The 18,461-nt window shown below is 47.8% G+C and carries 18 protein-coding genes; all 18 read left to right on the top strand.

Annotation, left to right across the window (positions count from 1 at the left end; translation table 11 throughout):
• Nucleotides 1-61: 61 nt before the first annotated feature.
• The 18 genes from MJO46_RS18675 to flhA all read left to right on the top strand — a co-directional run bounded on the left by MJO46_RS18675 (nucleotide 62) and on the right by flhA (nucleotide 18,451).
• The gene (locus MJO46_RS18675) at nucleotides 62-1,144 is read left to right on the top strand and encodes a PAS domain-containing sensor histidine kinase (RefSeq protein WP_253990618.1); all 1,083 of its coding nucleotides are present in this window, start codon (nucleotides 62-64) and stop codon (nucleotides 1,142-1,144) included.
• Nucleotides 1,137-2,477 (top strand): sigma-54 dependent transcriptional regulator, encoded by a 1,341-nt coding sequence (locus MJO46_RS18680; protein WP_253990619.1) that lies wholly within the window; start codon nucleotides 1,137-1,139, stop codon nucleotides 2,475-2,477. Before MJO46_RS18675 ends, MJO46_RS18680 begins: the two co-directional genes overlap by 8 nt.
• A 215-nt stretch (nucleotides 2,478-2,692) precedes the next feature.
• Nucleotides 2,693-3,028, top strand: coding sequence for a flagellar hook-basal body complex protein FliE (gene fliE, locus MJO46_RS18685; RefSeq protein WP_007649711.1), 336 nt, complete (start codon nucleotides 2,693-2,695; stop codon nucleotides 3,026-3,028).
• A gap of 45 nt (nucleotides 3,029-3,073) precedes the next feature.
• A complete protein-coding gene (fliF, locus tag MJO46_RS18690) occupies nucleotides 3,074-4,765 on the top strand; it encodes a flagellar basal-body MS-ring/collar protein FliF (RefSeq protein ID WP_253990752.1) in 1,692 nt (563 codons plus the stop codon).
• The gene (fliG, locus tag MJO46_RS18695) at nucleotides 4,758-5,804 is read left to right on the top strand and encodes a flagellar motor switch protein FliG (RefSeq protein WP_253990620.1); all 1,047 of its coding nucleotides are present in this window, start codon (nucleotides 4,758-4,760) and stop codon (nucleotides 5,802-5,804) included. The genes fliF and fliG overlap by 8 nt, the downstream gene beginning before the upstream one ends.
• Nucleotides 5,791-6,747: a flagellar assembly protein FliH gene (fliH, locus tag MJO46_RS18700; RefSeq protein ID WP_253990621.1), complete on the top strand. Its 957-nt coding sequence runs from the start codon at nucleotides 5,791-5,793 to the stop codon at nucleotides 6,745-6,747. Before fliG ends, fliH begins: the two co-directional genes overlap by 14 nt.
• Nucleotides 6,716-8,053: a flagellar protein export ATPase FliI gene (gene fliI, locus MJO46_RS18705; protein WP_253990622.1), complete on the top strand. Its 1,338-nt coding sequence runs from the start codon at nucleotides 6,716-6,718 to the stop codon at nucleotides 8,051-8,053. The genes fliH and fliI overlap by 32 nt, the downstream gene beginning before the upstream one ends.
• A gap of 11 nt (nucleotides 8,054-8,064) precedes the next feature.
• The gene (gene fliJ, locus MJO46_RS18710) at nucleotides 8,065-8,514 is read left to right on the top strand and encodes a flagellar export protein FliJ (protein ID WP_253990623.1); all 450 of its coding nucleotides are present in this window, start codon (nucleotides 8,065-8,067) and stop codon (nucleotides 8,512-8,514) included.
• A 412-nt stretch (nucleotides 8,515-8,926) separates the two neighbouring features.
• On the top strand, nucleotides 8,927-10,768 hold the full coding sequence (locus tag MJO46_RS18715; RefSeq protein ID WP_253990624.1) for a flagellar hook-length control protein FliK: 1,842 nt from the start codon (nucleotides 8,927-8,929) through the stop codon (nucleotides 10,766-10,768).
• 87 nt (nucleotides 10,769-10,855) lie between these two features.
• Entirely contained in the window at nucleotides 10,856-11,380 is a 525-nt protein-coding gene (fliL, locus tag MJO46_RS18720) for a flagellar basal body-associated protein FliL (RefSeq protein ID WP_253990625.1), read from the top strand.
• A gap of 39 nt (nucleotides 11,381-11,419) precedes the next feature.
• On the top strand, nucleotides 11,420-12,451 hold the full coding sequence (fliM, locus tag MJO46_RS18725) for a flagellar motor switch protein FliM (protein ID WP_253990626.1): 1,032 nt from the start codon (nucleotides 11,420-11,422) through the stop codon (nucleotides 12,449-12,451).
• An 11-nt stretch (nucleotides 12,452-12,462) separates the two neighbouring features.
• Nucleotides 12,463-12,846 carry a flagellar motor switch protein FliN gene (gene fliN, locus MJO46_RS18730; RefSeq protein WP_007649682.1) on the top strand — a complete coding sequence of 128 codons (384 nt, stop codon included), beginning with the start codon at nucleotides 12,463-12,465 and terminating at the stop codon, nucleotides 12,844-12,846.
• 27 nt (nucleotides 12,847-12,873) lie between these two features.
• Nucleotides 12,874-13,293 (top strand): flagellar biosynthetic protein FliO, encoded by a 420-nt coding sequence (gene fliO, locus MJO46_RS18735; protein WP_253990627.1) that lies wholly within the window; start codon nucleotides 12,874-12,876, stop codon nucleotides 13,291-13,293.
• Nucleotides 13,290-14,036, top strand: coding sequence for a flagellar type III secretion system pore protein FliP (gene fliP, locus MJO46_RS18740; protein WP_198780511.1), 747 nt, complete (start codon nucleotides 13,290-13,292; stop codon nucleotides 14,034-14,036). Before fliO ends, fliP begins: the two co-directional genes overlap by 4 nt.
• An 18-nt stretch (nucleotides 14,037-14,054) precedes the next feature.
• Complete coding sequence (gene fliQ / locus MJO46_RS18745; RefSeq protein ID WP_198780510.1) at nucleotides 14,055-14,324, top strand: flagellar biosynthesis protein FliQ; 270 nt, start codon at nucleotides 14,055-14,057, stop codon at nucleotides 14,322-14,324.
• Nucleotides 14,325-14,328: 4 nt separating this feature from the next.
• The gene (gene fliR, locus MJO46_RS18750; RefSeq protein WP_253990628.1) at nucleotides 14,329-15,126 is read left to right on the top strand and encodes a flagellar biosynthetic protein FliR; all 798 of its coding nucleotides are present in this window, start codon (nucleotides 14,329-14,331) and stop codon (nucleotides 15,124-15,126) included.
• Between the two features lie 17 nt (nucleotides 15,127-15,143).
• Entirely contained in the window at nucleotides 15,144-16,274 is a 1,131-nt protein-coding gene (flhB, locus tag MJO46_RS18755) for a flagellar biosynthesis protein FlhB (protein WP_253990629.1), read from the top strand.
• 77 nt (nucleotides 16,275-16,351) lie between these two features.
• Nucleotides 16,352-18,451, top strand: a complete 2,100-nt coding sequence (gene flhA, locus MJO46_RS18760; protein ID WP_253990630.1) for a flagellar biosynthesis protein FlhA — start codon at nucleotides 16,352-16,354, stop codon at nucleotides 18,449-18,451.
• Nucleotides 18,452-18,461 lie beyond the last annotated feature (10 nt).

Here is an 18,461-nt window from a genome sequence, read left to right on the forward strand (position 1 = left end):
TTAATTTGGCATAGAACCTGCAATCACTCCGTCATAAGCAATTTTTTGACGGAGTGAGACTATGTCAGCCCACCCACTAGCGCAAATTGAGACATTCAAGCACACTAGCAAGCAATGGAACCAACTGCGTGAGGCCGCAAATATGTCCAATAGAATGGAACATATTTTACAGGCTATGCCTTCTGGCGTGGTGATTTTAAATGGTGATGGTATTGTCATCGACGCTAATCCTGTCGCGGTAGAATTGCTTGAACACTCGCTACGTGGTGCCCGTTGGATTGACGTTATCCACTCAGCATTTGCCCCCCAAGAGGATGATGGGCATGAAGTTTCTTTGCGTAATGGTCGCCGCGTTAAGTTGGCGATTACGCCACTCACCCCCGAGCCAGGGCAATTAATTGTCTTGACCGATCTCACTGAAACGCGTCTGTTACAAAAAAACCTTTCACACCTCCAACGATTATCTGCGCTGGGGAAAATGGTGGCAACTTTGGCACATCAGGTGCGCACTCCGCTATCTGCCGCTTTGCTGTACGCCTCTAATCTCGCCAGCCCTAAGTTATCCGAATCGGCGAAAATCAAATTTCAACAGAAATTGGTCGATAGGCTTAATGAGCTTGAACGACAAGTCAATGATATGTTGTTAATGGCAAAAGGGCGTCAAGATGAATTAGGTGAATTGATTGCCCTTGAGGATGTGATAGCCAATGTTATGGCCAATTGCGAGCCCATAGTGGCTAAGCAGAATTGTGTGCTGTCCTTTACCGATACCTCATGCAGCTTAATGCTGGCTAATGCCAATGCGCTTAGCTCCGCGATTAATAATCTCGTGATGAATAGCTTAGAGGCGGGGGCAAGCGAAATTCGTATCGTCGCGACTGAGTCTGCCGATCAGTTATTACTTGAGGTGGTTGATAATGGCAAAGGCCTAGATGCAAATATGCAGCAAAAAGTATTGGAGCCATTTTTCACGACCAAAGCGCAGGGAACGGGTCTGGGGTTAGCCGTGGTGCAATCGGTTGTGCGTAATCACGGTGGTCAAATACACTTAAGTTGTTTGCCCAACCGAGGTTGCACTGTTTCATTAGCTTTCCCTAGGGCTAAATCGGCGACCGTATTGCCTTTGGAGAAGCCCCATGTCTGAAGCTAAATTGCTGTTAGTTGAAGATGATGCCTCACTACGTGAGGCACTGCTCGATACCTTAATGCTAGCGCAATACGACTGTATCGATGTCGCATCGGGTGAAGAGGCCATACTCGCTTTAAAGCAACATCAATTCGATTTAGTGATAAGCGATGTGCAGATGCAAGGTATTGGCGGTTTAGGTTTACTGCATTATCTCCAGCAACATCACCCTAAGCTGCCAGTATTATTAATGACTGCCTATGCCACTATTGGCAGTGCGGTTAGCGCGATTAAATTAGGCGCCGTTGATTATTTGGCAAAACCCTTTGCACCTGAAGTACTGCTAAATCAAGTGTCCCGTTATTTGCCCTTGAAACAAAACAGCGATCAACCCGTTGTTGCCGATGATAAGAGCTTGGCGTTACTTGCACTCGCGCAGCGTGTTGCTGCATCCGATGCATCCGTGATGATCATGGGGCCAAGTGGTTCGGGCAAAGAAGTGTTATCACGCTATATACATCAACACAGTAGCCGTGCAGCACAAGCTTTTGTTGCCATTAACTGCGCCGCCATTCCTGAAAATATGCTCGAAGCCACGCTCTTTGGTTATGAAAAGGGCGCCTTTACCGGTGCTTATCAGGCATGTCCTGGGAAGTTTGAGCAGGCCCAGGGCGGTACCTTATTGCTAGACGAAATATCCGAAATGGACTTAGGTCTACAGGCGAAGTTGTTAAGGGTACTGCAGGAGCGTGAAGTTGAGCGTTTAGGCGGTCGTAAAACGATCAAGCTTGATGTGCGGGTATTAGCAACGTCTAACCGCGACTTAAAAGCGGTCGTTGCGGCAGGGGGATTTAGGGAAGATCTCTACTATCGTATTAACGTTTTTCCGCTAACATGGCCTGCATTAAATCAAAGACCCGCGGATATTCTTCCGCTTGCTTGCCATTTACTTGCTAAGCATGCCAAAGCGCTCAATGTTGCTGAAGTGCCAGAATTGGATGAGCATGCCCGTCGTCGTCTGTTAAGCCACCGCTGGCCAGGCAATGTGCGTGAGTTAGATAATGTGATCCAAAGAGCTTTGATCCTGCGTTCTGGCGCAGTGATTACAGCCAATGACATTATTATCGATGCTCAAGATGTACCGTTAAGTGCGGATGATATGGAGTTTGCCGCTGAGCCGGATGGGCTGGGTGAAGAGCTAAAAGCACAGGAACATGTGATCATTTTAGAAACCTTAGCCCAGTGCCAAGGCAGCCGAAAACTGGTTGCTGAAAAGCTGGGGATCAGCGCGAGAACCCTAAGGTATAAAATGGCTCGAATGCGCGATATGGGTATTCAATTACCCAGTTAGCAATTGCCAAGATAAGTTTTGATTAAAAATTTCCGCTATATAGAGGCCTTAGCCGCAGCTAAGGCCTATTTTATGTGTCAGTTTTTGGCTAGCTAGTCATTCCTTTCAATGGATTTATCCTCATCAGCGGACCTCATTTAAACTTGGCCGCTATTTTGCATTATCCCTGTTATAGATATTTTGATCGTCAAGAACTCGACGACTGGGAGCTCAGCATGCAAATAGGCGCCAATTCATTACTGCAGGAAATGCAGTCACTTAAAGGTGAAATTACCCCGTCTTTTGGTATTTCCCCCAATATCATGCAGCAAGTGAATAATACCAGCGGTGCCGATTTTGGACAGTTGCTCTCCCAAGCGGTTGGTAATGTCAGTGGCCTGCAGTCGACGTCGTCAAACTTAGCCACACGCTTGGAGATGGGGGACACAACGGTTAGCCTGTCCGATACTGTTATTGCCCGTGAAAAAGCCAGCGTTGCCTTTGAAGCTACTGTGCAAGTGCGTAATAAACTTGTTGAAGCTTATAAAGAAATAATGAGTATGCCTGTTTAGGCCAGTGAATAACCCAATCAGCAGGTACGAATCGTGAGCACAGAAATGATTGTCGGGTCGAATTCCGGCTTAGCGGACCAAGGTGTCCAGCAAGAACATAAATCAGGCATGATGGGGAGCCTTGGCGGTGTCGACATGATGCGCCAGATCACTATGATCCTAGCATTGGCCATTTGTTTAGCATTAGCCGTGTTTGTCATGATATGGGCCCAAGAACCTGAGTATCGTCCATTGGGTAAAATGGAAACCCAGGAAATGGTGCAAGTGCTCGATGTGCTTGATAAAAATAAGGTCAAGTACCAGATCGAAGTCGATGTGATCAAGGTACCTGAAGATAAATATCAAGAAGTCAAAATGATGTTAAGTCGCGCGGGTATCGATGGCGCCACCTCAAGCAAAGATTTTTTAACCCAAGACAGTGGTTTTGGCGTCAGTCAAAGAATGGAGCAGGCGCGTCTTAAACACAGCCAAGAAGAAAATTTAGCCCGCGCAATCGAGCAGTTACAGAGTGTCAGCCGCGCTAAGGTTATCCTCGCCTTGCCTAAGGAAAACGTCTTTGCCCGTAATACCTCTCAACCGAGTGCAACCGTTGTTATCAATACGCGCCGTGGTGGTTTAGGCCAAGGCGAAGTCGATGCGATTGTCGATATCGTTGCCTCTGCCGTACAAGGCCTAGAACCCTCCCGCGTGACTGTGACCGATTCAAATGGCCGCTTACTCAATTCTGGCAGTCAAGATGGTGTCTCTGCTAGGGCTCGCCGTGAACTCGAATTAGTGCAACAAAAAGAAGCCGAGTACCGTACTAAGATAGAATCGATTTTGGTGCCGATCCTAGGCCCTGAGAATTTTACTTCCCAGGTCGATGTCAGCATGGATTTTACTGCAGTAGAGCAAACGGCAAAACGCTTTAACCCAGACTTGCCCTCACTTCGCAGCGAAATGACGGTTGAAAATAATACCACTGGCGGGTCAAGTGGCGGCATTCCTGGCGCCCTATCGAATCAGCCGCCAATGGAGTCAAATATTCCGCAGGATGCAACCGCAGACGCAGGGACGACAGAAAGCGTCACAGCGGGTAATTCCCACCGTGAAGCGACTCGAAACTTTGAACTTGATACTACTATCAGCCACACCCGTCAGCAAATTGGCGTCGTGCGTCGCATCAGTGTGTCGGTTGCGGTCGATTTTAAACCCGGGGCCGCGGGTGAGAATGGCCAAGTGGCACGGGTGGCTCGTACCGAACAAGAACTGACAAATATCCGCCGTTTATTAGAAGGTGCTGTTGGTTTCAGTACTCAACGTGGTGATGTGCTAGAGGTTGTGACTGTGCCCTTTATGGATCAACTGGTTGAGGATGTACCTGCCCCAGAATTATGGGAACAGCCTTGGTTCTGGCGCGCGGTTAAATTGGGTGTGGGTGCTTTGGTTATCCTAGTGTTGATTTTGGCTGTGGTTCGTCCAATGCTAAAACGCTTAATCTACCCCGATAGCGTGAACATGCCAGAGGACTCAAGATTAGGTAACGAACTGGCGGAGATCGAAGACCAATACGCCGCCGATACCTTAGGTATGCTCAATACTAAAGATGCTGAATACAGTTATGCCGATGATGGTTCAATTCTTATCCCTAATCTTCATAAAGATGATGATATGATTAAAGCTATCCGTGCGCTTGTGGCGAATGAGCCCGAGCTTTCCACTCAAGTCGTGAAAAACTGGTTACAAGACAATGGCTGAGAATAAAACAAAAGAAGTCGCCGAGGTCCCAAGCTTTAATGTGAAGGACATGAGCGGTATCGAAAAAACGGCAATCTTACTCTTAAGTCTGAGCGAAGCCGATGCCGCCTCTATCCTCAAGCACTTAGAACCTAAGCAAGTGCAGAAGGTGGGTATGGCCATGGCGGCAATGGAAGACTTTGGGCAAGACAAAGTCATCGGCGTGCATAAGCTGTTTCTTGATGATATTCAAAAGTATTCCTCCATTGGTTTTAATAGCGAAGAGTTCGTTCGTAAGGCATTGACCGCAGCTTTAGGTGAAGACAAAGCCGGTAATTTGATTGAACAGATTATTATGGGCAGCGGTGCTAAGGGCCTCGATTCACTCAAATGGATGGATGCGCGCCAAGTCGCCACTATTATCCAAAATGAACATCCGCAGATCCAAACCATTGTTTTATCTTATTTAGAGCCGGACCAGGCCGCGGAGATTTTTGGCCAATTCCCCGAGAATACCCGTTTAGACTTAATGATGCGTATTGCGAATCTTGAAGAAGTGCAGCCCGCAGCATTACAGGAATTGAACGATATCATGGAAAAACAGTTTGCCGGTCAAGGTGGTGCGCAGGCGGCTAAGATGGGTGGTTTAAAAGCCGCTGCTAACATTATGAACTACTTAGATACGGGTATCGAAAGCCAGTTAATGGAAACCATGCGCGAATCCGATGAGGAAATGGCGCAACAGATCCAAGATCTTATGTTCGTATTCGAGAACCTTATCGATGTGGACGACCGTGGCATTCAGACCTTGCTGCGTGAAGTGCAGCAAGATGTGTTGATGAAGGCTCTCAAGGGCACCGACGATCAGTTGAAGGAAAAAATTCTGGGCAATATGTCTAAACGTGCCGCGGAGTTACTGCGTGACGATCTCGAGGCGATGGGCCCAATCCGTATCAGCGAAGTGGAAATTGCCCAAAAAGAAATTCTGTCGATTGCCCGTCGTTTGAGCGATAGTGGTGAAATCATGTTAGGCGGTGGTGCTGGTGATGAGTTCCTCTAATCCGAGTGACAATAAATTGTCGAATAAGGTCGTCAGTGACACTGAAATCGAGTTTAGTCACTGGAACTTACCCGATGTCACCGAAGTTGAAGATGCTAGCGTCTCCAACTTATTTGGCTACTCGGGGCATCAGCATACTAAGCCTGAGACGGTTGAAATGGTTGCGCCGCCGACCATGGCTGAAATTGAAGACATTCGGGCTCAGGCTGAAGCCGAAGGATTTAATGAGGGTAAAACCCAAGGTTTTACCCAAGGGCTGGAGCAAGGAAGGCTTGAAGGATTAGAGCAGGGCCATAGTGAAGGATTTTCGCAGGGTCATGAACAGGGACTAGAAGCCGGGCTTGCCGAAGCCAAACATTTAATCAGTCGATTCGAAGGCCTATTAAGCCAGTTTGAAAAACCGCTACAACTGCTTGATGGGGATATTGAATTGTCCCTAATGACACTCACTATGGCACTGGCTAAATCTGTGATCGGTCACGAATTAAAGACCCACCCAGAGCAAATTCTGTCGGCCCTGCGATTAGGGGTCGAATCCTTACCGATTAAAGAGCAGAGCGTGACTATTCGTCTGCATCCGGATGATGTTACCTTAGTCGAGCAGCTATACTCCAATACTCAACTGGCGCGCAATCAATGGCAACTTGAAGTCGATCCAGCGCTAAATGCGGGTGATTGTATTATCAGTAGTCAACGTTCGCTGGTGGATCTCAGCCTTTCATCTCGAATTGATGCCGTGTTTGAATCCCTTCGCAATCAACAGGCCCATGTTACTCACCAGCAGCAACAGCGACAAGAAGCGCTTGAGCTGGAAGATGCTGCTAAGGTGCTCCATGGCAGTGAGTCTGGTGCTTCCGGCGAAGCATTAAGTGATCTTGAAACCGAAACGCTCCAAGGCCATGGAGAGCAAGATGCAAAATCGCCGTCATCAACTGCTGAATAAATTCCATCACTATATAGATAAAGTGCCGCCGTTTCGTTCTGTGGCAAGTGGCCAATTGGTTCGAGTGGTGGGCTTAACCCTAGAGGCGAGTGGTTGCCGTGCCCCAGTGGGTAGTCTGTGCTCTATCGAAACTATGGCTGGAGATCTGATTGCCGAAGTCGTTGGATTCGATGATGAATTACTCTATTTAATGCCTATCGAAGAATTACGCGGTGTTTTGCCTGGCGCACGGGTTGTGCCGCTGGGTGAGCAGACGGGACTCAATGTTGGGCTGTCGCTATTAGGCCGCGTGCTTGATGGAAATGGCGTTCCCCTCGACGGACTCGGGGCTTTGCAAACCGATCAGCAGGCATCTAGGCACAGTATATCGATTAACCCTTTATCGCGCCGCGCGATTACCGAGCCCCTCGACGTGGGTGTGCGAGCCATCAATGCCATGCTGACTGTTGGCAAAGGCCAGCGTATGGGGCTGTTTGCGGGCTCTGGTGTGGGTAAGAGCGTGCTTTTAGGCATGATGACCCGAGGCACAACCGCTGACATTATTGTGGTTGGGTTAGTTGGCGAGCGGGGCCGTGAAGTCAAAGAATTTATCGAAGAAATCTTGGGTGAAAAGGGCCGAGCCCGCTCCGTTGTGGTGGCCGCACCCGCAGATACTTCGCCATTAATGCGGCTTCGAGCCTGTGAAACCTCAACGCGTATCGCCGAATATTTTCGTGATCTTGGATATAACGTATTGTTATTAATGGATAGTTTGACTCGCTATGCACAGGCGCAACGGGAAATTGCTTTAGCGGTAGGCGAGCCTCCTGCCACTAAAGGTTATCCGCCATCGGTGTTTGCTAAATTGCCGCGCCTGGTTGAACGGGCGGGGAATGGCGGTCCGGGGCAAGGTTCAATCACGGCATTTTATACCGTGTTAACCGAAGGTGATGACCAACAGGATCCGATTGCCGATGCATCACGGGCGATCCTCGATGGGCATATTGTCCTGTCGAGGGCGCTTGCCGATTCGGGACATTATCCTGCGATTGATATTGAGGCCTCCATCAGCCGGGTTGCCCCTATGGTTATCTCCAATGAACATCTCGAAGCAATGCGGCGTGTCAAACAAACCTATTCACTCTATCAGCAGAATCGGGATTTGATTTCTATCGGGGCCTATGCCCAGGGAAGCGATCCTCGGATCGATAATGCGGTACGTCTGCAACCGGCGATGAATGCCTTCCTAAGGCAAACTATGCGTGATGCCTTTAGTTTTGCAGATAGCCAAGCCATGCTGGGGCAACTTGCCGCTCAATGTAAATAATCGAGGCCAAAATGGCGAACGCTGATCCCTTACTACTCGTCTTAAAATTGGCCAAGGATGCCGAAGAGCAAGCTGCATTATTGCTCAAAGCGGCACAATTGGAATGTCAAAAACGTCAGAATCAATTGGCGGCTCTAAACAACTATCGCTTAGATTATATGAAGCAGATGCAGTCCCAGCAGGGGCAAGCCATCAGTGCCAGCCATTATCATCAATTTCATCGTTTTATTCGCCAGATTGATGAGGCCATCGCGCAGCAGAATCGCGTTGTCGCCGATGGCGAAAAGCAAAAAAACTTTCGTCAGCAGCATTGGCTAGAGAAGCAAAAAAAGCGTAAGGCGGTGGAGTTGCTGCTAGATAATAAAGAGAAGAAGCGCCAAGTACTTGAACTGAAAAAAGAACAAAAAATGACCGACGAATTTGCCTCCCAACAGTTTTATCGCCGCAAACAGCAGCAATAGAAATGTTGAACCCTAAATAACGGATCCTAATTATGCTACATCGCAGGATATCGCTCGCAGGCACGCCATGAACTCTTCTCTGAGGGTTCCACCACGCCATCCACCGCGCAGAGGGCCAGCTTACCGATACCCTGCTCGCCCTATAATGTGATCTACAATTGGAATCGACTATTTAGTTCTGTTCCATTGCAGGTATCACAGACACGCCAGCGCACTACAATTCGAAATAGCCAGTGAGTGAACTGGTGTTATAGCAGACTCATCTTAAGGTGATACCCATCCTCTTTGTTTATAACCACTTAATTGGCACCCTATTTGCTTACTTGTCATTAATCTCACTGTAACCGCAGCATAAATTGACGTATTACCCTGGCATTTCTATTTTCCTAGGGGGTGATATTGGAGAGCGAATATGCAACAAATGACGAATATTTTATTAGCAAAGCCTGGGCTAAATGGCGCGGGTTCGAGCAAGACATTAACTCAAGATGCTAATAGTGAAGACTTTTCTGCAGCATTAGCCTCCGTTAGTTCGACGTCTTCCAAAGCGGTTAAGTCTTCCACATCATCGGAAATGGGGGCTGCATCCACCAAAGTGGAGACGGCAAATGATGCACAGCCAGATGATGACAAGGATATTAATTTAATTTTTGCCCAGATTGACATGGCAAGTGAAATGAAAAAAGCGGCAGCTCAGGGCGATAACTTGCCGCTTGCTGTGGCTGGCGAGCAAAATATTGACGCCGAAGTTATAGAGGCGGCTTGCTATGTGACTATGGTGGGTTTCCTTGGGGACAACTTAAATCCATCCGATGCTGACTCAGATGCTGGCTCAGGTATTGACGCTGATATGAGTGCTGCGAGTGGCGATGGTGAAAGTGATTTAGTTAAAGGCGACTTAGCAAAAACAGACTTTTCCGCTGAATTACTCAAGTTATCCGAGGCCGCTCCTGCGACTCAGGATGGTGCAGATGTGAGTGACAAATCCCTCTTAAATGCTGGCGCCTCAGCGGTGGCAATGTCGACAGATGAAATCGCTGTCGCAGGACAATCTGCCCAGCTGGGTAAAGCGTCTGAGTTTGGCGCTGCGGCGTTAAACGCTGTAGAACAAAGTCGCACACCCCAAGGCGCGGCTGATATGGCTGAAGAGGCTAGCGCGGGTCTGACTAACCAAGGCAATTTGCAAGTTCAAAAGCCTCAGAGTGTGAATGCTTTACCGACTCAAGGTGAAAATTCCAGCGCTAATAGAGGGCTGGGGATCATAAATCAAGATGCTGGCTTAGATGAAGCAAAACTAAAAAACAAAGGGTTAGATGGAAAGGGTTTTCGTATCTTACCCATAGAGGACGACAGATTTAATGTGACGTCAGTTGAAGCAAAACTGAATAGTTCGACGGGCGCACAAGTTAGTGGCGATCTTGCTTCATCTTCTCAGTTTATTGTGAATGCGAGTGCTGCCGCGGATAATCGTGTAAGCAATGTTAACCAAGACATCGGCATAAAACCACTGACGGCAGAGGTATCAACTCCGCCGCTAAATATTTTAGGAACAGAACCGAGTAATGGAGAGCAGGCCGAAGATGTAACCGCAAATGCTGACGTTAAGGCAGGGCTGATACTCAAAGATGCTAAGTTGGCGGTCACACTTGATACGCGTCAAGAGACTACATTATTAAATAGGGCTGAAGAGGATACGGCATCCACAATAGAGCTTAAGCCTACTGAGTTTAAATCGTTGTCGACACTCGCTTCAACTGCAGGGCAGGTGCAGATTAACCGTCAAGATCCGCAGCAAGTACAGCTTTCTTTGCGTCAGGGTGTTGAGACTCAAAATCAGATGCAGGAGATGATCCAACGTTTCTCCCCCGTGATGAAGCAGCAATTAGTGACTATGGTGAGTCAAGGTATTCAACATGCCGAAATTCGTCTAGATCCACCCGAGTTAGGCCATATGCTAGTGAAAATCCAAGTGCATGGCGATCAGACTCAAGTTCAGTTCCATGTGACCCAGTCTCAAACCCGTGATGTGATCGAACAGGCCATCCCTCGTTTACGGGAATTACTACAGGAACAGGGAATGCAACTTGCCGATAGTCATGTATCCCAAGGAGATCAGGGCCAGCGCCGTGAGGGCAGTTTTGGTGAAGGTGGCGGCTCCGGGGGCGCGAATGTGGATGATTTCTCGGCAGAAGAATTAGATTTAGGGTTAAATCAAGCAACTAGTTTAAATTCAGGTATAGATTATTACGCTTAAGCAGGTAACCTATAGCGTTAGAGATGGTTGTGACATTTTTGTCACTCGATATAGACAATGCTTAAGCCTAACCTAAAGAGTACTGTAATGGCTAAGGAAGAATCGTTAGAACTTGAAAACACCGACGCCCCTAAAAGTAAGAGAAAACTTTTTATTTTCATTGGCGCAGGTGTGTTTGCCGCCCTGTTAATTGGCGGTGCATTATGGTTTTTTATGGGCAGCAGTGGGGATGAAACTCCAAGTGCTCCGGCAGAAGGCGCGCAGACAGAGACGCCTGCGGTAACGGGTGAGGCTGCAATGGCATCCTATGTACCTATGCCCCGTCCATTTTTATTCAATTTACCGGGACCGGATCGTTCTCGCCTCGTTGAAATTAAAGTTCAACTGATGGTGAGGGGAGCTGATGATGTGTTGACGCAAAAACACATTCCATTAATTGAAGATGCACTGCTGACAACCTTCAGTGGTGCCGATGTGCAAAAGTTAAGTACGCAGGCGGGTAAGGATGAACTGCGTCAGTTAGCACTCCTTAGCGTTCAAAATACCCTGCAATCGGTCACTGGGCGTAAGGTCGTTGAAAAAGTGCTATTTACAGGTTTTGTGATGCAATAATTTTTTATCTTCAGCACCTAAAGAGGCGAAGGCAATACAGTGAGTGATTTATTAAGCCAAGACGAAATTGATGCGCTACTGCACGGGGTCGATGACGTCGATGAGGATGATGAGCTTGATGCCGCTGGGCAGGATGCTCGCTCCTACGACTTTTCCTCCCAAGACCGTATCGTCCGTGGGCGAATGCCTACGCTGGAGATAGTGAACGAGCGCTTTGCACGTCACCTACGTATTAGCATGTTCAATATGATGCGCCGAGCGGCAGAAGTGTCGATTAACGGCGTGCAAATGCTTAAGTTTGGTGAGTACGTACATACGTTATTTGTGCCAACCAGTTTAAACATGGTGCGCTTTAGCCCCCTCAAAGGGACGGCACTTATTACCATGGAAGCCCGGCTGGTCTTTATCCTAGTGGATAACTTTTTTGGTGGCGATGGCCGTTTTCATGCCAAGATTGAAGGGCGGGAATTTACCCCGACCGAGCGGCGTATTGTGCAGTTGCTTTTAAAAATTATCTTTGAAGATTATAAAGATGCCTGGGCACCAGTGATGGACGTCGAGTTTGATTATTTAGACTCTGAAGTTAACCCTGCCATGGCAAACATCGTCAGTCCAACCGAAGTGGTGGTCATTAACTCCTTCCATATTGAGGTGGATGGCGGCGGCGGTGACTTCCATATCACTATGCCTTATTCGATGATTGAACCCATTCGCGAGTTACTCGATGCCGGTGTGCAAAGCGATAAGCAAGATACCGATATGCGTTGGTCACAGGCACTGCATGATGAGATCATGGATGTGAAAGTGGGCTTCGATGCGAGCATTGTTGAGCATGAGTTGACGCTCAAAGAAGTGATGAACTTTAAAGCGGGTGATATTATTCCGATAGAATTACCGGAATATATTATGATGAAAATCGAAGACTTACCTACTTATCGCTGTAAAATGGGCCGCTCACGGGATAATCTAGCACTCAAAATCTGTGAAAAGATCCCTCGTCCAGAAACGGTGAAATCCGAACTCCAATTAGTGACGCGTAAAGGCAAAGCTAGAGATATATCAGAATTATAAGGTGAAGTGAGATGAGTACAGAAGATACGGGTGATGATTGGGCAGCAGCTATGGCTGAGCAAGCGCTAGAGGAAGCCAATGCGATTGCGCTCGATGAGTTGGTCGATGATTCTCAACCTATTAGTAAGGCCGAGGCGGCTAAGCTAGACACTATCTTAGACATTCCTGTAACGATTTCAATGGAGGTAGGGCGTAGCTTCATCAGTATTCGTAATCTGTTACAGCTCAACCAAGGTTCGGTGGTCGAACTGGACCGTGTCGCGGGTGAGCCTTTGGATGTGATGGTCAATGGTACACTTATCGCCCATGGTGAAGTCGTCGTAGTGAACGATAAATTTGGTATTCGTTTAACGGATGTCATCAGCCAAACCGAGCGTATTAAAAAGCTTAAATAATAGCCGCTAGACGAGTTGGAACGAGAGATGAGCACATCGGTAATACTGAGTTTAGTGTCAGCTACTCAGGCGGGGGTGACCGCCGTCGCCAATCAAGGTGCAGAGGCAACCGTTGCAGCCGCGGCCAAGGTTTCTGAGCCATCGCAACTCGCCTCAGCTGCCAGTATGCTCGGTGGTTTGATCCTCGTTCTGCTGCTTATCTTCGCCTTGGCCTATTTGCTAAGGCGATTTAATTTAGTCCCTACACATAATAATGTGCTTAAAACCCTTGCAGTGACCTCCCTTGGGCAAAAAGAGCGGTTGGTGCTGGTGCAGGTTGGTGAGCAGCAGTATTTGTTGGGCGTCAGTGCACAACAAGTGAATTTAATTGATAAATTAGCAGAACCTATTCAAATTGAGTCGGCATCCTTTGCGGACAAGCTACGGCAGGCGAAATTAAAACAATGATGAAGTTCATCCTCAGCTTAATCGGACTTAGTACACTTTTATTTGCCGTATCGGCGGGTGCGGCCGATGGTGTTCTGCCTGCGGTTACAGTCAAAACGGCGGCCGATGGTTCGACCGAATACTCAGTGACTATGCAGATCCTGCTGTTAATGACCTCGCTGAGTTTTTTACCGGCTATGGTCATTATGCTGACGTCCTTTACCCGCATTATCGTTGTACTGTCAATTTTGCGCCAAGCGATAGGGCTGCAGCAGACACCTTCTAATCAAGTGCTGATTGGGATGAGTTTGTTTATGACCTTTTTTATCATGGCGCCCGTGTTTGACAAAATTTATGACCAAGGTGTTAAACCCTATATTGATGAGCAACTTACGCTGCAACAAGCCTTTGATAAGGGTAAGGAGCCACTGCGGGCTTTCATGTTGGGCCAAGTACGGACAACGGATTTAAAAACCTTTATTGAAATTTCAGGTTATCAGAATATTAACTCCCCTGAAGAAGCGCCCATGAGTGTGCTAGTGCCCGCTTTCATCACCAGCGAGCTTAAAACCGCTTTTCAAATTGGCTTTATGCTCTTTGTGCCTTTTTTGGTATTAGATCTTGTCGTTGCCAGCATCTTGATGGCCATGGGGATGATGATGCTATCGCCTATGATAGTGTCATTGCCCTTTAAAATTATGTTGTTTGTGCTCGTCGATGGTTGGGGACTCGTCATGGGAACCCTAGCCAACAGTTTCGGTTAGACGAGTGGGGAAGCCACTATGACTCCAGAAGCACTAGTTGATATCTTCCGTGAAGCCTTGGCCGTCATTGTATTGATGGTCTCCGCCATTGTGTTACCGGGGTTGGGGATTGGCTTAATTGTTGCCGTGTTTCAAGCGGCAACCTCGATTAACGAACAAACCTTAAGTTTTCTGCCTCGTTTGTTGGTGACCCTATTTGCGCTGATGTTTTTAGGACACTGGTTAGTGCAAACGCTAGTAGATTTTTTTCTTGAGATGGTTAACCGCATTCCCCAAGTGATAGGTTGAGCCGATGGAGCTGCTGCTCGATACCTTAATGCAGACTATCGCCTCTTATATGTGGCCGTTATTTCGGGTCGCAAGCATGCTAATGGTGATGGTGGTATTTGGGGCGGCAACCACGCCGGCTCGTGTGCGTCTACTGCTTGCAATGGCAATTACCTTTGCGATAGCACCCGTTTTACCTCCGGTTGAAAATGCCAACTTGTTTTCCTTAAGTGCAGTGTTTATTACTGCGCAGCAGATCATTATTGGTGTCGCCATGGGGTTTGTGACACAAATGTTGATGCAAACCTTTGTGCTAACTGGGCAAATTATTGGTATGCAAACTAGCTTAGGTTTTGCCTCTATGGTCGATCCTGGTTCAGGGCAACAGACTCCAGTAATAGGCAACTTTTTCCTGCTACTTTCCACCTTGATTTTCCTCGCCGTCGATGGCCATTTGCTGATGATCCGTATGCTGGTGGCCAGTTTTGATACCTTGCCGATTTCGAACCAAGGGTTAACGCTCACTAGCTACCGAGCCTTAGCCGATTGGGGTTCCTATATGTTTGGCGCCGCGTTGACTATGTCAATTTCGGCGATCATTGCTTTGCTCCTCGTTAACTTGTCTTTCGGGGTGATGACGCGGGCGGCACCACAGTTGAATATTTTTTCTATTGGTTTTCCAATCACTATGATTGGGGGGCTACTGATCCTCTGGTTAACCCTGACGCCCGTTATGGCGCATTTCGATGAAGTGTGGATAGCGGCACAGCTTTTGCTTTGTGATGTTTTGGGGCTTCAGTGTCAAGTCGATGGCTTGCACTAGCATAATGGGAGTACTCAATGGCAGAAGAAAGTAGCGGCGAACGCAGCGAGGAACCCACTGGGAGGCGCCTCGAACAGGCGCGGGAAAAAGGACAGATTGCTCGCTCTAAGGAGCTCGGCACTGCCACTGTGTTACTGTCGGCTGCAACGGGGTTTTATATGTTAGGGCCCGGAATTGCTACTGCACTTGCCCGCGTGTTTGAGCGGGTGTTTACCATGGACCGTGCTCAGATTTACGATACAAACCATATGTTTAATGTCTGGGGCGTTGTTGCCGGGGAAATTGCCTGGCCCATGCTTCAAATTATGTTGCTGATTGTGGTTGTGGCCTTTATAGGTAATGTTTCCCTCGGTGGGATGAATTTCTCAACCCAAGCTATGATGCCCAAAGCCAGCAAAATGAGTCCTATCGCCGGCTTTAAACGTATGTTTGGGGTACAGGCTTTGGTTGAACTGACCAAAGGGATCGCCAAATTTTCTGTGGTGGCTATCGCCGCCTATTTACTCTTAAGCCATTACTTTAATGACATTTTACTGTTGTCCAGCGATCATCTTCCAGGGAATGTGTATCATGCGCTAGATCTATTGGTGTGGATGTTTATCTTGCTCTGCTCCTCAGTGTTACTGATAGTAGCCATCGATGTGCCATTTCAAATTTGGAATCATAACAAACAGTTAAAGATGACCAAACAGGAAGTGAAGGACGAATATAAAGACACTGAAGGTAAGCCTGAGGTCAAAGGCCGGGTGCGTCAAATGCAGCGTGAATTAGCCCAGCGCCGTATGATGGCTGAAGTGCCTAATGCCGATGTCATAGTCGTCAACCCCGAGCATTATGCCGTGGCGGTAAAGTACGATGTAACTCGTTCCGCCGCGCCCTTTGTGATTGCAAAGGGCGTGGACGATGTGGCCTTTAAAATTCGTGAAATTGCCCGGGCACACAACATTGCAATTGTGTCAGCGCCGCCGCTGGCGAGGGCCATTTACCATACCACTAAGTTAGATCAACAAATCCCCGAAGGCCTGTTTACCGCTGTGGCGCAGGTATTAGCCTATGTGTTCCAGTTACGGCAATATCAAAAAGGCCGAGGCCGTAAACCTATCCCCATCCCATTGAATCAGCCCATACCCGATGAGCTGAAATATTGACCCTTCAAACTATGCTTGCCTTATTGGCGTGATTTTTGCTTTTGTGCTGTTATACGTCAAAGTTTAGGTAACAGTGAATGGATGTTAAAGCGACCCTAGGTCAAGTTAAGCAGATGAAGCTCAGCTCTTTCAAAGGCATAGGTACACCTATGTTAGTGCTTGCAGCATTAGCTATGATTGTATTGCCTATCCCGCCATTCTTACTCGACGTGTTATTTTCCTTTAACATTGCGCTCGCATTGATTGTCTTGCTAGTGGCCATTTATACCGATAGACCCTTAGATTTCGCTGCTTTTCCAACCGTACTCTTAGTGGCCACCCTGTTACGTCTCGCCCTTAACGTGGCTTCTACCCGTGTGGTGTTGCTCGAAGGCCATAATGGGGGAGATGCTGCGGGTAAAGTGATTGAGGCCTTCGGTTCCGTAGTGATTGGTGGTAACTACGCCGTCGGTTTAGTTGTATTTATCATTTTGATTGTTATCAACTTTGCGGTAGTCACTAAGGGTGCTGGTCGTATTGCTGAAGTGAGTGCCCGCTTCACTTTAGATGCTATGCCCGGTAAGCAAATGGCCATTGATGCCGATCTCAATGCGGGAACATTAAACCAAGAACAAGCCAGATTGCGCCGCGCGGAAGTCACCCGAGAAGCCGACTTTTATGGCGCTATGGATGGTGCCTCAAAATTTGTTAAGGGGGATGCGATAGCCGGGATTATGATCCTCGTGATTAACATTCTCGGTGGTTTCATCATTGGTATCGTTCAGCATGGTTTAAGTTTTTCACAGGCCGTTGAAATTTATACCCTACTCACCATAGGTGATGGCCTAGTCGCACAGATCCCTGGTCTGTTACTCTCCATTGCCGCCGCCCTAATGGTGACCCGTCAAAATGAATCCGGCGATATGGGTCAAATGCTGATGAGTCAGATGTTTGACAGTCATAAGTCATTAGGTATCGCAGCGGGTGTGTTATTTGTGATGGGGATAGTGCCTGGCATGCCCCATATGGCATTTTTAAGCTTTGCGGCAATCACCGCCGGTGCGGCCTATTTTGTGTTTAAGCGCAATGAAACCAAACGCCTAAAAGCGTTAGAGCAAGTTAAGTCCGGTCCAATTGAAAGACACGACAAGGAGCCAAAAGAGCTCAGCTGGGATGATGTTCGCCATGTGGACACTATCGGCTTAGAGGTGGGGTATCGGTTAATTCCATTGGTAGATAAAGGCCAAGGTGGTGAATTACTGAGCCGTATCAAAGGTGTACGTAAAAAATTGTCGCAGGAGCTGGGTTTTCTCGTCCCTGCGGTACATATTCGCGATAACTTAGATTTATCACCTAATGCCTACCGTATCTCCCTGATGGGCGTGGTGGTTGGCGAGGCCGAAATTCGCCATGACTGCGAGTTAGCTATCAACCCAGGTCAGGTCTATGGCAAGCTCGATGGCATTGAAACCCGCGATCCCGCCTTTGGACTCGAAGCGGTATGGATTGCGCCAGAACTGCGTGAACATGCGCAAACCTTAGGTTACACAGTGGTGGATGCTGCGACTGTGGTTGCGACCCATATCAGCCAGTTACTGACGAATAATGCGGCAAAACTGCTCGGTTACGAAGAAGTGCAACAACTGATGGATATGCTAGCCAAACATTCGCCTAAGTTAGTGGATGGCTTTATTCCCGATGTTATGCCGCTGGGTAGTGTCGTAAAAGTGATGCAAAACCTATTAAATGAAGGAGTTTCGGTCAGAGACTTGCGTACCATAGTGCAAACTTTGTTAGAATACGGCACTAAGAGTAATGATACCGAGGTATTAACCGCGGCAGTTCGTATTGCATTGAAGCGCATGATAGTCCAAGAGATCTCGGGTCCTGAACTCGAAATCCCCGTCATAACTTTGGCGCCAGAGTTGGAACAGATGTTGCATCAGTCAATGCAAGCAACCGGTGGTGATGGTCCAAATATTGAACCCGGTCTTGCCGAGCGTATGCAGCAGTCCTTAGCCGATGCAGCTCAAAGGCAAGAAATGGTCGGACAGCCCGCCATATTGCTAACGTCTGGTATGTTACGCGCAACCTTATCGCGCTTTGTTAAACATACTATTCCTAATCTCAGAGTGATTTCTTACCAAGAAATCCCCGATGAAAAGCAAATACGCATCGTATCTGCCGTCGGCCAGTAGAGGACGCATA

This window comes from Shewanella sp. KJ2020, from assembly GCF_024197625.1.
GTDB lineage: Bacteria > Pseudomonadota > Gammaproteobacteria > Enterobacterales > Shewanellaceae > Shewanella.

What these genes read in the sequence shown, in the direction of transcription:
- MJO46_RS18675 (WP_253990618.1), top strand. Translation starts at nt 62, where the DNA reads ATGTCAGCCCACCCACTAGCGCAAATTGAGACATTCAAGCACACTAGC.
- MJO46_RS18680 (WP_253990619.1), top strand. Translation starts at nt 1,137, where the DNA reads ATGTCTGAAGCTAAATTGCTGTTAGTTGAAGATGATGCCTCACTACGT.
- fliE (WP_007649711.1), top strand. Translation starts at nt 2,693, where the DNA reads ATGCAAATAGGCGCCAATTCATTACTGCAGGAAATGCAGTCACTTAAA.
- fliF (WP_253990752.1), top strand. Translation starts at nt 3,074, where the DNA reads ATGATTGTCGGGTCGAATTCCGGCTTAGCGGACCAAGGTGTCCAGCAA.
- fliG (WP_253990620.1), top strand. Translation starts at nt 4,758, where the DNA reads ATGGCTGAGAATAAAACAAAAGAAGTCGCCGAGGTCCCAAGCTTTAAT.
- fliH (WP_253990621.1), top strand. Translation starts at nt 5,791, where the DNA reads ATGAGTTCCTCTAATCCGAGTGACAATAAATTGTCGAATAAGGTCGTC.
- fliI (WP_253990622.1), top strand. Translation starts at nt 6,716, where the DNA reads ATGCAAAATCGCCGTCATCAACTGCTGAATAAATTCCATCACTATATA.
- fliJ (WP_253990623.1), top strand. Translation starts at nt 8,065, where the DNA reads ATGGCGAACGCTGATCCCTTACTACTCGTCTTAAAATTGGCCAAGGAT.
- MJO46_RS18715 (WP_253990624.1), top strand. Translation starts at nt 8,927, where the DNA reads ATGCAACAAATGACGAATATTTTATTAGCAAAGCCTGGGCTAAATGGC.
- fliL (WP_253990625.1), top strand. Translation starts at nt 10,856, where the DNA reads ATGGCTAAGGAAGAATCGTTAGAACTTGAAAACACCGACGCCCCTAAA.
- fliN (WP_007649682.1), top strand. Translation starts at nt 12,463, where the DNA reads ATGAGTACAGAAGATACGGGTGATGATTGGGCAGCAGCTATGGCTGAG.
- fliO (WP_253990627.1), top strand. Translation starts at nt 12,874, where the DNA reads ATGAGCACATCGGTAATACTGAGTTTAGTGTCAGCTACTCAGGCGGGG.
- fliP (WP_198780511.1), top strand. Translation starts at nt 13,290, where the DNA reads ATGATGAAGTTCATCCTCAGCTTAATCGGACTTAGTACACTTTTATTT.
- fliQ (WP_198780510.1), top strand. Translation starts at nt 14,055, where the DNA reads ATGACTCCAGAAGCACTAGTTGATATCTTCCGTGAAGCCTTGGCCGTC.
- fliR (WP_253990628.1), top strand. Translation starts at nt 14,329, where the DNA reads ATGGAGCTGCTGCTCGATACCTTAATGCAGACTATCGCCTCTTATATG.
- flhB (WP_253990629.1), top strand. Translation starts at nt 15,144, where the DNA reads ATGGCAGAAGAAAGTAGCGGCGAACGCAGCGAGGAACCCACTGGGAGG.
- flhA (WP_253990630.1), top strand. Translation starts at nt 16,352, where the DNA reads ATGGATGTTAAAGCGACCCTAGGTCAAGTTAAGCAGATGAAGCTCAGC.